The sequence below is a fragment of the Drouetiella sp. genome (assembly GCF_059504425.1).
In genome coordinates this window covers 1-14,136 of record NZ_JCACIN010000118.1, presented here as the reverse complement: position 1 = coordinate 14,136, position 14,136 = coordinate 1, and the positions used below count along the sequence as shown (strand labels likewise).

The 14,136-nt window shown below is 46.2% G+C and carries 16 protein-coding genes and 2 pseudogenes; 13 read left to right on the top strand and 5 right to left on the bottom strand.

Annotated features, from left to right (window positions below; translation table 11 throughout):
* The first annotated feature begins 243 nt into the window (after nt 1-243).
* From AC5JMP_RS26470 to AC5JMP_RS26450, 5 genes are all read left to right on the top strand, one after another.
* The gene (locus AC5JMP_RS26470) at nt 244-1,131 is read left to right on the top strand and encodes a helix-turn-helix domain-containing protein (RefSeq protein ID WP_495854504.1); all 888 of its coding nucleotides are present in this window, start codon (nt 244-246) and stop codon (nt 1,129-1,131) included.
* A gap of 99 nt (nt 1,132-1,230) precedes the next feature.
* Nucleotides 1,231-2,124, top strand: coding sequence for an NAD-dependent epimerase/dehydratase family protein (locus AC5JMP_RS26465; protein WP_495854503.1), 894 nt, complete (start codon nt 1,231-1,233; stop codon nt 2,122-2,124).
* Entirely contained in the window at nt 2,111-2,575 is a 465-nt protein-coding gene (locus tag AC5JMP_RS26460) for a hypothetical protein (RefSeq protein WP_495854502.1), read from the top strand. The genes AC5JMP_RS26465 and AC5JMP_RS26460 overlap by 14 nt, the downstream gene beginning before the upstream one ends.
* Nucleotides 2,576-2,773: 198 nt before the next feature.
* Entirely contained in the window at nt 2,774-3,223 is a 450-nt protein-coding gene (locus tag AC5JMP_RS26455) for a MarR family winged helix-turn-helix transcriptional regulator (protein ID WP_495854501.1), read from the top strand.
* A gap of 87 nt (nt 3,224-3,310) precedes the next feature.
* Nucleotides 3,311-4,093: an SDR family NAD(P)-dependent oxidoreductase gene (locus AC5JMP_RS26450; RefSeq protein WP_495854500.1), complete on the top strand. Its 783-nt coding sequence runs from the start codon at nt 3,311-3,313 to the stop codon at nt 4,091-4,093.
* A 149-nt stretch (nt 4,094-4,242) separates the two neighbouring features.
* Here the strand turns inward: AC5JMP_RS26450 and AC5JMP_RS26445 are convergent, their stop codons facing one another.
* On the bottom strand, nt 4,243-4,827 hold the full coding sequence (locus AC5JMP_RS26445; RefSeq protein ID WP_495854499.1) for a TetR/AcrR family transcriptional regulator: 585 nt from the start codon (nt 4,825-4,827) through the stop codon (nt 4,243-4,245).
* A 138-nt stretch (nt 4,828-4,965) separates the two neighbouring features.
* On the opposite strand from AC5JMP_RS26445, the gene AC5JMP_RS26440 reads away from it, so the two are divergent.
* The gene (locus AC5JMP_RS26440; protein ID WP_495854498.1) at nt 4,966-5,322 is read left to right on the top strand and encodes an SMR family transporter; all 357 of its coding nucleotides are present in this window, start codon (nt 4,966-4,968) and stop codon (nt 5,320-5,322) included.
* A 15-nt stretch (nt 5,323-5,337) separates the two neighbouring features.
* Nucleotides 5,338-6,132, top strand: a complete 795-nt coding sequence (locus AC5JMP_RS26435) for a glutathione S-transferase family protein (protein WP_495854497.1) — start codon at nt 5,338-5,340, stop codon at nt 6,130-6,132.
* A 156-nt stretch (nt 6,133-6,288) separates the two neighbouring features.
* Here AC5JMP_RS26435 and AC5JMP_RS26430 read toward each other — a convergent pair whose 3' ends face one another.
* Nucleotides 6,289-6,837, bottom strand: a complete 549-nt coding sequence (locus tag AC5JMP_RS26430; RefSeq protein WP_495854496.1) for a TetR/AcrR family transcriptional regulator — start codon at nt 6,835-6,837, stop codon at nt 6,289-6,291.
* Between the two features lie 68 nt (nt 6,838-6,905).
* Here AC5JMP_RS26430 and AC5JMP_RS26425 point away from each other — a divergent pair, with 68 nt between their 5' ends.
* A complete protein-coding gene (locus AC5JMP_RS26425; protein ID WP_495854495.1) occupies nt 6,906-7,349 on the top strand; it encodes a DUF5367 domain-containing protein in 444 nt (147 codons plus the stop codon).
* Nucleotides 7,350-7,649: 300 nt separating this feature from the next.
* Nucleotides 7,650-8,057: a DUF6713 family protein gene (locus tag AC5JMP_RS26420; protein WP_495854494.1), complete on the top strand. Its 408-nt coding sequence runs from the start codon at nt 7,650-7,652 to the stop codon at nt 8,055-8,057.
* A gap of 99 nt (nt 8,058-8,156) precedes the next feature.
* Here AC5JMP_RS26420 and AC5JMP_RS26415 read toward each other — a convergent pair whose 3' ends face one another.
* Nucleotides 8,157-8,381, bottom strand: coding sequence for an MmcQ/YjbR family DNA-binding protein (locus AC5JMP_RS26415; RefSeq protein WP_495854493.1), 225 nt, complete (start codon nt 8,379-8,381; stop codon nt 8,157-8,159).
* A 249-nt stretch (nt 8,382-8,630) separates the two neighbouring features.
* Between AC5JMP_RS26415 and AC5JMP_RS26410 the strand changes: the two genes are divergently transcribed.
* Complete coding sequence (locus AC5JMP_RS26410; protein WP_495854492.1) at nt 8,631-9,932, top strand: IS110 family RNA-guided transposase; 1,302 nt, start codon at nt 8,631-8,633, stop codon at nt 9,930-9,932.
* A 217-nt stretch (nt 9,933-10,149) separates the two neighbouring features.
* Here the strand turns inward: AC5JMP_RS26410 and AC5JMP_RS26405 are convergent.
* Both AC5JMP_RS26405 and AC5JMP_RS26400 read right to left on the bottom strand, forming a co-directional pair.
* Nucleotides 10,150-10,263, bottom strand: a pseudogene (locus AC5JMP_RS26405) (MmcQ/YjbR family DNA-binding protein); the annotation flags it as partial.
* An 11-nt stretch (nt 10,264-10,274) separates the two neighbouring features.
* Nucleotides 10,275-10,895 (bottom strand): TetR/AcrR family transcriptional regulator, encoded by a 621-nt coding sequence (locus AC5JMP_RS26400; RefSeq protein ID WP_495854491.1) that lies wholly within the window; start codon nt 10,893-10,895, stop codon nt 10,275-10,277.
* 201 nt (nt 10,896-11,096) lie between these two features.
* Between AC5JMP_RS26400 and AC5JMP_RS26395 the strand changes: the two genes are divergently transcribed.
* The 3 genes and pseudogenes from AC5JMP_RS26395 (at nt 11,097) to AC5JMP_RS26385 (ending at nt 13,606) form a co-directional block, all read left to right on the top strand.
* Nucleotides 11,097-12,365 (top strand): cytochrome P450, encoded by a 1,269-nt coding sequence (locus tag AC5JMP_RS26395; protein WP_495854490.1) that lies wholly within the window; start codon nt 11,097-11,099, stop codon nt 12,363-12,365.
* Nucleotides 12,366-12,417: 52 nt separating this feature from the next.
* On the top strand, nt 12,418-12,825 hold the full coding sequence (locus tag AC5JMP_RS26390) for a hypothetical protein (protein WP_495854489.1): 408 nt from the start codon (nt 12,418-12,420) through the stop codon (nt 12,823-12,825).
* 308 nt (nt 12,826-13,133) lie between these two features.
* Nucleotides 13,134-13,606 (top strand): annotated as a pseudogene (locus tag AC5JMP_RS26385) (DUF6653 family protein).
* The last annotated feature ends 530 nt before the right edge of the window (nt 13,607-14,136 follow it).

Here is a 14,136-nt window from a genome sequence, read left to right as displayed (position 1 = left end):
AGTGTACTACTCAATTTCAGCCCCGTACCCCCATAATTCGCTTGGAGCGGACTGCCGAAAGATTGTGGTACTGAGTTTAAGGTTACTTGCAGCCACTCAAGCGAGCCGTTAGCCCTCAAGTTTTTGGTGAAGTAATAAAGCGATTAATGAAAAATTGCCAGCGCAGCTTGGACACAAATTGCGCCATTGGTTCAAGAAAACTATAATACATCTCCAGTACCTCTATCGCAGTAAGTAGTCGAAATGGTGCAACAGATTGATTCACAAAAAGTAACTAATCCGTTGTCGCTTTTACCTTATCCTCCACGGCTGAACAGCCAAGCGTCTGGGTGGAGCGGGATTTATGTTGAGCATCATCAACAAGCAGCATTCGATCTGCCGGAACGAACTGGCTCTCAGCACGTTGTTTGTGTGCATCAATTTCAGCAACCGACGCAGTTAGAGCGATCGCTAGATGGTAAACACAAAATTGAGGAGGTTGGCAGTGGAGAAATTGCCATTATTCCTGCACAAGTTGCTCATCAACTCCGGTGGAAAAATCCAGGTGATTTCACCTTGGTGATGCTTGACCCTACCTATATTCATCGCATTGTTCAATCGTCGATCAATGTGGAGAATTTTGAACTGAAGCCGCAGATAGCCATCCCTGATCCGTTCGTCTATCAAATTGTTCAGGCGTTAAACTCGGAGCTAGAGTTTGGCGGTATAGCAGGACGATTACTGGTGGAATCACTAACAGCGACGCTCTCTGTTCACCTGTTCCGCCACTATGCTACCCATAAACTCAATATTTCAGAACCTACGGGTGGGTTATCGAAAGAGCAAGTGCGATATGTGATTGCATTCATTGAGGATCATTTAGAACAGGATCTCAGCTTAGAAATGATGGCAAATCTCATCCAACTCAGTCCCCACTATTTTGCGAGTTTGTTTAAGCAATCCGTTGGCCAATCCCCGCATCAGTATGTCTTACGGAGTCGCATCGAACGCTCGAAGCAGTTGCTCAAGCAGCCAAAATTAGCGATCGCACAGATCGCTCAATGTGTCGGGTTTCAGAATCAGAGCCATTTTACAACTGCTTTTCGTCGTATTATAGGTTGCACACCCAAAGCCTATCGTAGCCAAGCCTGAAGCAAAACGGAAGAATTGAAAAAAACTGCGGAAGAAATCGAAAGATTCTTAAAAGCAATCCCTCTAAGCTAAAGATATTCTTGCATAGAGGTAACAGCAATGAAGGTTTTTCTAACTGGCGCAACCGGCTATATCGGTAGCGCGATCGCAACGGCACTTCAAGCTGCCAATCACGAAGTATCAGGACTGGCACGCTCAGCAACATCCCAAGAGAAACTGCGATCGCACCACATTCAACCGATTCTGGGTGATTTACACGATTCACACAGTTTAATTATGGGGGCGCAGCAAGCTGATGCGGTGATTCATGTGGCTGCATCGAATGATGCTGACATTGCAACGCACGACCGCCGAGCGGTAGAGGTCTTTCTTTCAACACTAGAGGGAACTGGCAAAACGTTTATTTACACGAGTGGAACCTGGATCTTGGGAAATACGGGAGACACGATCGCCGATGAAACCAGTCCAGTAAACCCCACACCCTTGATCGCTTGGCGGACTGACATTGAACCGTTGGTGTTGGCGGCTAAAGAACGCAATATCCGCACCATTGTGATTCGACCAGCCCTAGTTTACGGTCATGGCGGTGGATTGGTAGCAATGCTAGTTCAATCCGGACTTCAGCAAGGGGTTGTGCAGTTTGTCGGAGATGGTCAGAACCGATGGACGTTGGTTCATGTCGAGGATCTGGCACGTTGCTATGTTGCCGCACTTGATCATGCACCAAGTGGTTCACTCTTCATTGCAGCGGACGATCGCCAAGTCTTTCCACTAAGTGTAATCGCAGAAGCTGCTAGTCATGCAGCAGCAGTACCCGGACAAACGCGATCTCAGGCATTAACGGATGCCCAGCAAACAATGGGTGTATTTGCCGATGCCCTAGTGTTGGATCAACAGGTGAGCGCAGCAAAAGCAAGACAAGTTTTAGATTGGCAACCCCAAGCCCCTTCATTGTTTGATGAATTAAAGGGAGAAGCTTATGCAATTCGTTGATGTTCTGCCTGTGCTAGCGATTCTCTGTACGGGAGTTGTTTATGGTGTGGATGTATTTTTTGCAGTGGTTGGTCGGCAAGCACTGGCTGAAAGTACCGATGCTGCAATTGTGGACGTTATGGGGCGAATACACCAAGTTGCCGATGCTCGGATGCCCATTTTGGGAGTGACTGGACTGTTAGCTACGATCGCATTCGCAGTGGTTTCTCCCATTAGCACTCCAGTAAGCTGGTTGATTGTGATTGCGATCGTTAGTTTGTTGGTTCAACTGGGTTTGTACCTAACTGTGGCAAAGCCGATCAATACCAAAATGACAGAGGCAGCTCAACGGAAAGAGGTTCCATCTGATCTTCGGGAGATTCAGAATCGTTGGGACAGTGTAATCGGGGCACGAGCAATCGCAATGACACTGGCAGTAGGCTGTCTGGTTATGGCTACGAATTTACGCTAGTAAACTCGGCACTGTGAGTCACGGGCTAACAATACGATGGAGCGGCTAACAAAATCTTTGCGCTTCGTTTGAGTGCTACTTGTTGCCGCTCATCTTCACCGTTATGCTGCCAGGAACTTGCAGTGTGGGGTTGACAACAAAGAACTTTGCGCTATAGTTGAATTGTTCAATAATTGAATATTTTAACTTAGAAGTGATGTGAGCAAAGCAGATGAGTTAACGAAATACATTGCCGTCCTTGCTGACCTTTTTGAGGTAGCACAGGAGAGTTCAGGTGAAGCAGTTAACCTCAATAAACAAGAATGTCGTGTTATCAATGTCGTTGGACAGTTCCAACCGCTCATGATGCGTGAGATTGCTGAAAGAGCGAAACTCAGTATCACCAACACGACTGGAATTGTGGATAAGTTGGTCAACAGGGCGTGTCTGCGTCGCGATCGCTCTGACGAAGACAGGCGAATTGTCAGAATTTGTCTCACTCCTGAAGGAGAGGAAATTTATGCAATGGAAATCGAGAACTATAGGAAGGTTAGTCGAGCCATTCTCAATGGGCTAGATGAGCCAGAGCAACAAGAGATGCTGAGGATGATGCGAAAAGTAGCAGTGCATCTCAATCAGCAGAAAGCTGAACTGCTAAAGAATTTGTAGCCGTTATTTTTTTAACCATAAAGTTCAAAAAATGAATCTTTCAAAATCTGAACCTTACAATCAACCCATCAACACCGGAGAAAAACCATGCACTATATTGGCAAAACTGCTCTAATTACTGGCGCATCCAGTGGCATCGGAGCATCATTTGCTTATGAATTGGCAAGCCGAAAAATGAACCTTGTTCTCGTCGCACGTTCAGCAGACAAGTTACAGGCTCTAGCAACCCAACTTCGCGATCGCTACAGCATCAGTGTCGAAGTCATTACAGCCGATCTCAGTCGTGAAGGAGAAGGCTTACGGGTCTATAAAGAGGCGCAAGCAAGACAATTGCATGTTGATATGCTGATCAATAACGCTGGCTTCAGCACTCACGGAGCGTTTGAGTCGATCTTGCCAGATAAAGACCACCAGCAAGTCATGCTCAATGTCGTTTCTGTGGTTGATTTAACTCATGCGTTTATTCCAAACATGTTGGCAAAGGGTGAAGGCAGCGTTATCAATATTGGTTCAACAACAAGTTTCTACCCACTCCCTCGTCAAGCTGTGTATGCAGCCACTAAAGCATTTATCCTTTCATTTAGCGAAGCATTGTGGATTGAGTACCGCAAAAGAGGAATTAAAGTGCTAGCGTTGTGTCCGGGTGCAACAAACACAGAGTTCTTCAACGCAATGGGACGTGATGTTGTAGCTGGGAAGCATTCTCCGCAGAAAGTTGTTCACGTTGGACTGTCAGCTTTGGAACGCGATCGGCATTATGTCATTCCTGGTTTCAAAAACTCCTTTGAGTCGAACATTTTGCCGCGCTTACTGCCGCGTGCTGCGATGGCAGCTCTAGTTGGAAGCGTAAGTCAACGTGCTTTCAAGTAAGTTATCGACAAAGGCGGCATAACGTTCTGGTCGGAGCGGATTCTAAGGGACTGTGGTGGAGCAAAGGTTGCAAGCCGCCGCTCAACCGGAACGTTGTACTGCTTTATTTGGTCGTGTTGGCAATAAGTTTAAAGCTTACTCGTCAGTGTTCAAGATGGTTCAAGCAAAGAACTGATGTGTCGTTGCACAAGATATCGTTGCTGATCTGGGTGGAACTGTTCAGGGTTAATGACAACTCCAGTCCCGATACCATCCACTAGGGCAATGAGTGCATTGGCTTCCAGTGTTAAATCAAGACCATCTCGAATTAGCCTTGCTGTTTGCAATTGAGCTAATTCTTGACAAAGAATGTGACGTAAAAAGTCATAGCGTTTCCGATGCTCCTGAATCAGGGGCTTACGTCCGATCGCATATCCTAAAAACGCGACCCAAACTTGCCAACCAGCGATACCACGAGCTTCAAAGGGCAAAGCTGAAAAAATCATTTGTTCTAGCCGTTCAATTCCCTGTTGTTCCGCTGCGTATACTTTCATATCTGCAATCAGATTTTCAGAGACTCGTTCTAATGCGAACAGCATCAACTCGTCTTTGTCTCGAAAGTAATGGGTAACAACTCCGGTTGAAGAGCCAAGTTCCTGAGCGATTGCCCGCATACTGGTGCGTTCGAGTCCTTCGCGGACAATTACCCGCCATGCTGCTTCTGTCACTTCAAGGCGACGATCGCCATAACTCATAATTTTCGTAGGTTTTTAGAGCAAGACAACTGATCCTATTGACATCTTATCACAACGGTTGTTATCTTTTGCATAACAACCGTTGTGATAAAAATCTTGATTAATGCTTTTACTTCTAGAGATTAAGGAAAGATGGGTATGATGCATCCGACTTGGCATGCGTGGATATTATTAGGACTATCTGCTGCTGGAACTTGTGCTGGCAACCTATTACTTAAGCAGGCAAATCTAGCTTTATCAAATCCCCCCCTGCTCACCATCGTTACTTCTCCTTGGTTTTTGGGCGCGATCGCTTGCTATATCTTTGACCTGATTCTTTTTACTCAGTCTTTACAGCATCTACCTGTATCAACTGTTGTTCCAGTCGTTTCGGGGATGCGGATTGCGGTAACGGCAATTTTGGCTTATGTCTTTTTTGGTGAACATCTTACGCTCAATCACTTATTTGCATCCAGTGTGATTATTGCCGGAATCATTATCATGTCACGCGCTTAATCGGAGAAACGTATCATGCTCGAACTATACTCTGCTCCAGAGTCACTCTGCTCTCAAAAAGTGAAGCTGGTGTTGGTTGAGAAAAATCTTGAGTGGAAAAGCCACTTACTTAACCTGCTAACATTTGAGAACTTGCAACCAAACTACATCCAGTTAAATCCTAAAGGGGTTGTGCCAACCTTAATTCACGATAGTAGAGTCGTGACTGATTCTGCCATGATTGTCCGATATCTGGATGAGCAATTTCCAAATCCTAAATTGACTCCGACTGAATCAACGTTGCAAGAAAAGATGAAAGGTTGGATCGAGTTGCAAAACCAATTTCCAATGCGAGAGTTGATGTATGGTAATTTTCGAGGAATTGAAGGAATTGTGTTGCGTCGATCGGTTCAAATTAAACAGAGGCTGCTTCCTAAACTTATGCAATCTCATCCCGAACTCCAAGCACAATACGAAGCTAAGTTAAAGGATGTCAGACAATGGAATTCTATCATTCAAGATAGGAAAAAGATTGACAGCATAAATAGAAAGATTGAGCCGATGTTAACTCAGTTAGAGGCACAATTAACCCAGACGGAATGGCTGTGCGGTGTGACCTATTCCTTAGCGGATGTCGTGTGGACAGCTGTTCTCAATCGGTTGGAGAAGTTGAAGTTTGGTTATCTATGGGCAGACAATACCCATCCTGCTCTTAGCGCATATCTTAACCGCCTAAAAGCACGTCCTAGCTTTAAAACCGCAATTCAAGGTGATGAAATGCCTCTGCCCATGCTTTTAGCAGGCTTACGCAGAACCCTTCTAGGTATCTGATATTTGCCAGCAGTACAATAACCCTGGTGCAGCGGATTGACCGAAGCGGCTTGTGATGTCATGAAGCTTCTGACAACCGCTGACCAGGAACTTTAGGCTGCTTGAGTTCTCAGTGAGACAGTACCAGAAGATTGTCTGTAGATGCTCAGGTTGAGACTACCGCAGCGTTTCTGTGAAAACCTCAATGGTTTGCTGTCCACGTTGCGCGTTTCCGGTAGTCAAGAAGTCTAAGATTGCGCCTTGAAATAAGTGGAATAGCAATAAAGCAGTAGTTTTCTCATTTGTCAGATTAAATAGAGAGTCTACCCATTTTTGGCTCTCTTGCTCAATGAAACGTTGTGTTTCAGAGTCACCTTGTATCGCACGTTGATTTAGCTCCATCGTCAACCTCAGCAAGCCATGCATGTCTGGTGAAGTCAAATGGCTCCACATTTCGAGTAAGGGTTCTGCTAGACAATCTGCTTCTGCAAGCGACACGCTTTGAACTGACCATAGCTTTTCGCGCAAGCGAGTCTCTAACAGGACAATAAGTTGTCGCTCCAATTCTTGTTTAGAGCCAAAGTGATAGACGAGCATTCGTCCGCTAGTGCCTACCCTTTTGGCGATCGCATTGATACTCGAATCCAACGCTCCTGCCTCAATTGCAGCAGCTAGGCATTGCTCCAGAAGCTCTTGCTTCTTCTGAGGTTCAGTTGGTCGGCTCATGGGTTGACAGTTAACGTAATAGCTATTACAGTAATAATTAACGTAATAGCTATTACGTTAACACCATTATGCAGGACAAAACCATGAGTACAAAAGACAGGATTAGCTTTATTGCACTCGGCTTGGTCATCTGGGCAGCAGGAACGTCGGTTTATCGCCTGACTGGTTCATCCTTCTTCGAAGGCTCTGCTGCCGGGTATTGGCTCAACGTAGTCATCACAGGCATCCTATATGCCGTTGTTTCGCTAGGACTGATGAAGTGGCGGAAGATTAAGCAGAAAGATTGGTTACAAGGTGCAATTTGTGTTGCCTTGCCAGGAATGCTGGGTGAAATTCCAATTCTTGCTGGTTTTTCAGAACTTATGAGCAATATGCAACCTGAAACAGCAGGGCGATATGCAGCTTTTCTGTTTGGAGGATACTCAACACTGATTGGCGTTGCTTGGTTCATGTCTGTAAAAGCCAGTTCGCAGGCGACTTCTACAACACGGTTTGTAGGCACAGACCAATAAAGAGCGACTTGTAGCGACGCAATCTAACAAGTCGATGAAGCGGATGGCTAAAAGATCTTGGTAAAGGTGTCTAAGGTTGTCTGCCGCCACTTACAGCAATTTTCAATTGCGTAAACCACAGTTATTTTTCAGAAGCCGCGCTCCGCGCGGCTTCTGAAAAATAACCCCCACTAACCCAAGCGCAAAGCGCTGTATCTTGGTCGTTAGGCAGCAAAATTTCTGATGAAGAAGTATCATGATTTGTAAAAATCTTCGCTACTCCCCCAGTTGTAAAGTTCAAACAAAGGAATCTAATATTTTATGGGGAACCTGCTTTTTTACTTAGGCTTTGCGACGCTCATCACTCACGAACTTGATGCCATGACGCAATCAGAATGGAGATTGCTGTTTATACTACGAAGTTTGCCTGAACATATTGCATCATTTACTTTTGTGGTTATTCATATACCATTGATTGCAGCACTCCTGTGGTTAACAAATAACGAATCTCTAAGTATTCGGCACTGGTCACGGATTGCATTTGCCACATTTCTTATAGTTCATGCTGGGCTGCACAAGCTATTGGAACATTACCCAGACTATACATTTAACTCGGTGCTATCTTTAGGTCTTATTTATGGCGGCGGTCTGCTTGGCTTCTTGTATTGGGTTTTGACTTTTATATCTTGGCGGCGAAGCGTGCCCAACAACCCGGTTGGAGCGGACTGATAAAGTTGATTAATAAGGTGACAAAAGTTATCGGCATCCGCTCAACCGGAACGTTAGACGGAATAACTATTCTCGCTGAATAGAACTCCTAAACTGTAGTTACAATCCAAGTTCAGAACGTTTCCGGTGCGAGAAGCTTGATGCAACAATGTTGTAGGATTCAGCAATACATCGCCGGAGATTATCATCACTCAGGCAAGAGTGGTCATATCGTTGAATCCATTTCATGCCCCGTGAAGCAAGGTAAGGCGCTGGGCGGAGTCCGGGCATCTCCCGCAATATTTCATAGTCAGTTTCAGAGGTTTTGAAGGTAATACCAGGCATTGGATTATGGGGGTACGGGACTGAAATTGAGTAGTACACTCAATTTCAAGACTCGGAGGAGGCGAGTGACGACTTTGCATTTGGGTGACACCTGATGTCTATAACAATATCGCACGCACTCGCCTCTTGTTCCTGCTTCACCTAACGAACTCTCAGGGCTTGGTGTTCGTGAACCTTGCCATAATCCTTTCGACTGAAGTTCAGGGAATTCGAGCTTCATTTTGACCCATCGTTATTTTAGGTGTGAGTATGAAACCAGCTTCAAATTCCGTGTCTGCCGTTGAAGTGTCTCAACCGGGCTATGCAGCTTATATCGGCATTGATTGGGCAGACCAAAAACACGACCTTTGCTTGTATGATCCCGTCACTGAACAGTTAGAGTTCTCTGTCATCGGTTCTCAACCCGAATCGATCGCTGCTTGGGCAGAGGGTTTAAGAAAACGCTTCAACGGAAGAGCGATCGCCATTTGCACCGAACAAAAACGCGGACCCTTGATTTACGCGCTTTGCAAATACGATTTTTTCGTGATCTACCCTATCAATCCCCACACGGTTGCCAAATATCGCCAAGCGTTCGCCCCTTCTCGTGCCAAAGCCGACCCCACCGATGCGCGCATCTTGGTCGAGTTGTTGCTGAAGCACCCGGATAAACTGCAAGCATGGCAACCCAGTAGTGCTCAATTGCGATCGCTCCAACAACTGGTGGAAAATCGTCGGATGTTGGTGGCTGAAAAAGTACGGTTGACCAACCGAATCACAGCGGCTTTGAAAAGCTACTATCCTCAGGTGTTGGAATGGTTTGAAGACAAAGATACCCAAGTCTTCTGTGACTTTTTAACTCACTATCCCAGCCTGAAATCTGCACAAACAGCACTCTCAGAAGAACTAGAACTGTTCTTTAAAACCCATCATGTGGTGCAGTCTAAGACAATTAACCGTCGCTTGGAGCAAATTCAGCAAGGGGTTGTGTTAACTGAAGATGCCGGGATTGTAGAACCACTTCAACTGCTGGTGGCTGCACTGGTTGCCCAGTTACAAGTCCTACTCCCCAGCATCGCCACGTTTGATGCCAAAATTGAAGCCCTGTTTGCCACTCATCCAGACGCAGCCTTGTTTGCCGCTCTCCCTGGAGCTGGACCTCAACTGGCTCCTCGATTACTGGTGGCTTTTGGAGAAGAACGCTCTCGCTTCCAAACCGCTCAAGATCTGTTGCGTTACGCTGGAATTGCTCCGGTAAAAGAGAGCAGTGGGCAGAAATCGTGGATACATTGGCGATGGAGTTGTCCCAAATTCCTGAGACAGACGTTTGTGGAATGGGCATTGCAAACTCGAAAACACTCGTTTTGGGCAGAGGCGTTTTATCAAATGCAACGACAAAAGGGGAAAACGCACCAGGCAGCGATTCGAGCATTAGCGTTCAAGTGGATACGCATCGTCTTCCGCTGCTGGCAAGACAAACAGCCTTATGATGAGGTGAAATATTTGATGGCATTGAAACGGAAAGGTTCACCGTTAGTACAAAACTTGGCACTCGTAGAAGAGATAAAATAGAAATCGATTTAGCCAGGAAAGAACACGGAAATTAATGCTGAAATAGAAACGGAATTGAATCAAAAATAATCTCAATTCTGAAATATTTGTGCTGCAAATTTACTCATAGAAGCAACGAAAGATAGAAGATTAGAAAGACGAGAAAAAGAAGCAAAGAATGAATTGAAAATTAACCCTCTTGACTTCGTCGGACTCAGGACATATTGTTATTGTGATCGCAAATTGCAAACACCTTACCCCCAACTTTCCACACATCGGAACCTCGCCACTGCACGACATGCTGAGCGGCTGGCAAACTGCTGCAAAAGTAGTTGAACTCATCTCTTGTCATCGGGGCAAAAATTATGTTCGCATCCCTGGGCTGAGAAAAGCGACTAGCTGTTGAGTCGCCGCCTCGATGTCTTCAGGGCGAGTAGTTTTGAGCAGCGCATAGGGCTTTCCGGCTTCCATCAATACTCGGACGAGTGCTGAGATTACCAGGTCAAACTTCCAGCCGAGTTGCGATCGCGGTTGTTCCGGCAACACCCGCTGAAACATATCTAAAAACATCTCTGTCGCTACTGCAAATTCTGCGTAAGCGATACTTTGAATTGGTTCTGGTTCTGTTCGACAACGCCCCATAAATTTAGCCCGCACCAATCTTGTGTCCTCTCCCTCAGACAAAATCTCAAGCGAAGGCTGCACAACCGCTCTCAACAGAGCTTCGATCGAAGGCAATTCCGAACCTGACTTGAGTTCAGACAGCAACCTTAACTCTCGTTCCACCACCGGACGGGCAAATCTCGCCACCACGGCCCTAAATAGCTCTTCTTTTGAGCCAAAGTGGTAGTTAACGGCAGCCAGATTGACCCTCGCCTCACTCACCACATTGCGCAGCGTTGTCCCCGTAAAACCATGCTCAGCAAACAATCGCTCGGCAACGGTCAGAATTTGTTCTTTTGTCTCAGTCGTTGAAGCAGCCACACTATTTATTTATTCACGCCATACCCATCGTAGGTAATCGCCCTCAGCCAGACTCACGCTTGACGGACTTACTTTAGATTGTACCCTTGCTTTTCTGTCAAACGTCCGTTTTAATATTAAACGAGCGTTTGAATTTTACTCGGGTAAATCCGCCTGAGTTGGGAAAAATTCAAACGGTTGTATAAAATGTAGGAGTTTGCCATGTTCGCCGAAAACACTGAAGTACCGAAGTGCCCCGTTGCTCATCTACGATCGCCAGAGCAGTTCAACCCCTTTATTCCTGACTTCAGCCAAGCTCCCCAGAAAGCATTTATGACGGCTCAGGCAGAGCAACCCGTGTTCTTCAGTCCGGTAATGAATATGTGGGTTGTGACGCGCCACGAAGACCTCAAGATCGTGATGCAAGATACGGAGACATTTACCTCTGGTGGTGCATTTTCGGCTCCGGCAGTCGTGGCACCCGAAGCATTGAAAATTATGGGTGGACTGGATCATCCCGTTTATCGCTACTCATTTATCAATGTTGACCCCCCGGCTCACACCCGATTTCGCAACAATTTTCAGCGCGCTTTCACGCCACGTCAAATTGCCATTCTAGAACCACAAATTCGTGAGCTAATTCACGAGCTACTAGCAGACTTGCGATCGCAAAAGCGGGCTGAAGTAATTACCACGTTCTGTAATCAATTACCCTTACGCACGATGTGTCGGCTGGTTGGGGTTCCTGATCAAGATGTAGCGCAGATCAAACGCTGGAGTACAGATTATGTCCGACTGCCAAATCCCGGTTGGAGTGTAGAAGAACAGCAAACTATTGGTCAAAGTGTGGTCGATTATTATGCTTACATGCTGGCGCTAGTCAAGCGCTACGTGAGTCAACCTGGTGAGAATTTAATTAGCGCTGTGATTGAATCGCGTCAGAGCGATGCAGAACCATTGACCGATGAAGAAATTGCCGCTTTGATGGTGAATTTGGTATTAGCAGGTCATGAAACCACTGCTGCTCTGCTTGGCAATACATTGCATAGTCTTCTGAGTCAACGGGATCTGTGGGAGTATTTCTGTAAACATCCAGAACGCTCAGCAGCGGCAGTTGACGAATTTATCCGTCATGGTGGGTCAGCGATCGGCTTATTCCGTCGGACTAGCCGTGATGTACTCATCGGCGAAGTGAAGATTCCCAAGGATTCAACAGTCTGGATTGCCTATTTATCTGGAAACTATGATCCAGCAAAGTTTTCCAATCCTGAAAAACTTGACTTTAGTCGCGATAATGCCAATGAACATCTCACCTTTGGACATGGAATACACTACTGCATTGGTGCCTCACTGGCGAAAACGGAAATTCGACTGGTTCTCGAAGAGCTAACTCGTCATTATCCTAGCTTACGTCTGGCGGATCAATCGCTGGCACGTGTGCCTAACTTTGTGCTGTGGGCTTATCAGGAAATGGTGCTGACGATCGACTAGTCAGCCCAGTGGTTCAGCATTCAGCCTTAATGCACTTTGCAAGGAGAGAACAATGGCACAGACTTGGCAACAGAAGCTAAACGCGAAGAAAGAACCCAAACTCCAGGTCACACAGAAAGCAATGGCAGAAGTTCCGGCAGGCGGTCAACTATTTTTCCCGACTCCACAATTGATCAAGCAATTTATTGATCAAATTCCCCAAGGCGAATCCATGACTCTAGCCGAAATGCGGCAGCAAGTTGCTCAGACTCATAAAGGAGATGGCTGCTGCCCACTCACGACTTCCACTGCCACGCGCATTGTCGCAGAAGCAGCCTGGGAAGAAATTGAATCTGGTAAGAAGCCGAAACAAGTCACTCCATTTTGGCGAGTAGTCGAACCTGGCTCTAGCATGGCTCAAAAGCTAGCTTGTGGATCTGATTTCATTGAAAATATGAGACAGCAAGAGCGAATCAACTAACGAACTCAGTCAATTTCGGGTAACGTTGTGCCCTCCCAAAGCGGATTGCCGAAAGTTACTGCTAAAGTTGTCAAGATGATTGGCAACCGCTCAGCCGGAACGTTCGACTGCTGTTTTTTGGGTTAGCGGAGCGTATTCAAAGATAGTTAATTATGCTCAAAAGATTACTGCGGTTTGGTAGGTAAAAATGGTGCTCAATTCGCCTGACAGCAGGATGAATGAGTTCAGCAACTGAGCTAAGTTAACAGGCAGTCTTTTATGGAGCATTGACCATAACGCTTGCAAGGAAGATAGCCGCAGCATTTAAGATGAGCGATGAAGCTTGGCTCCGTCACGCTAATCCTTGGAGTGGATGGACACGCTTTACTACTGTCTTGCCACTCCTCCTCTTGGCAATCTGGAGCCGTGTCTGGTTAGGTTGGTGGTCCGTGGTTCCTGTTGCAGGAGCAGCACTTTGGATGTGGTTGAATCCTCATATTTTCCCAAGCCGAACTCAACGAATCGTTGGATTTCAAAAGGTGTTCTGGGTGAGAGAGTTTGGTTAAACCGCGATCAAATTCCTGTGCCTCAACATCATCAGCGTGTTCCTGACTTGCTCAATGTGATCGCTGCGATAGGTGGAATCTTGGTGATTTAGGGATTAGTAGTACTTAGTATTTGGGGTGTAATTTTTGGTTACACCTTGGTGACGCTTGGTAAGTTGTGGTATCTCGATCGGATGGTATGGCTGTATGGGGAGATGAAAGACGTGAATTCAGAGTATCGAAGCTGGCTATATTAACGCTGTCGCGGTCGAACAAGCCGCCTGCACCCGACCGCTTAGAGGTTATCTGTAGATCTTTAAGTTTTCTGCGGCAGGTGAAGCGGAGCGTTAGACCGCATACAAAGATATCGTTAATGCAGGCAGTATAAGAAAGGTGAAGAAAATGGTTTCTCTTGTCTTACAAACAACTGCTATCATCACGGCGGGATTAATGGTTGGCAACGAACTCTGTGTCAGTGCCTTCGTACATCCTCGGCTTCGTGCTCTGTAAAACAAGGTGCACATTACTGCGGTTCAATCCCTTGCCCGTATTTTGGGCGCAGTCATGCCATTTTGGTATGCAGCAGTTTTCATTCCCACGGCGATTGTTGCCTTTCGTCTCCATTCGGCGCAGGTAGACTCAGCGCGATTGGCGGTTATCTCAGCAACACTTTGGCTGTTCTCCATCATCTACACTATTGTCAGTCCTGTACGTATAAACAATCAGATGAGCGGATATAGCGCTACGCACATACGTTAGGACACTCTTTAAAGGCAGCATCAACGCA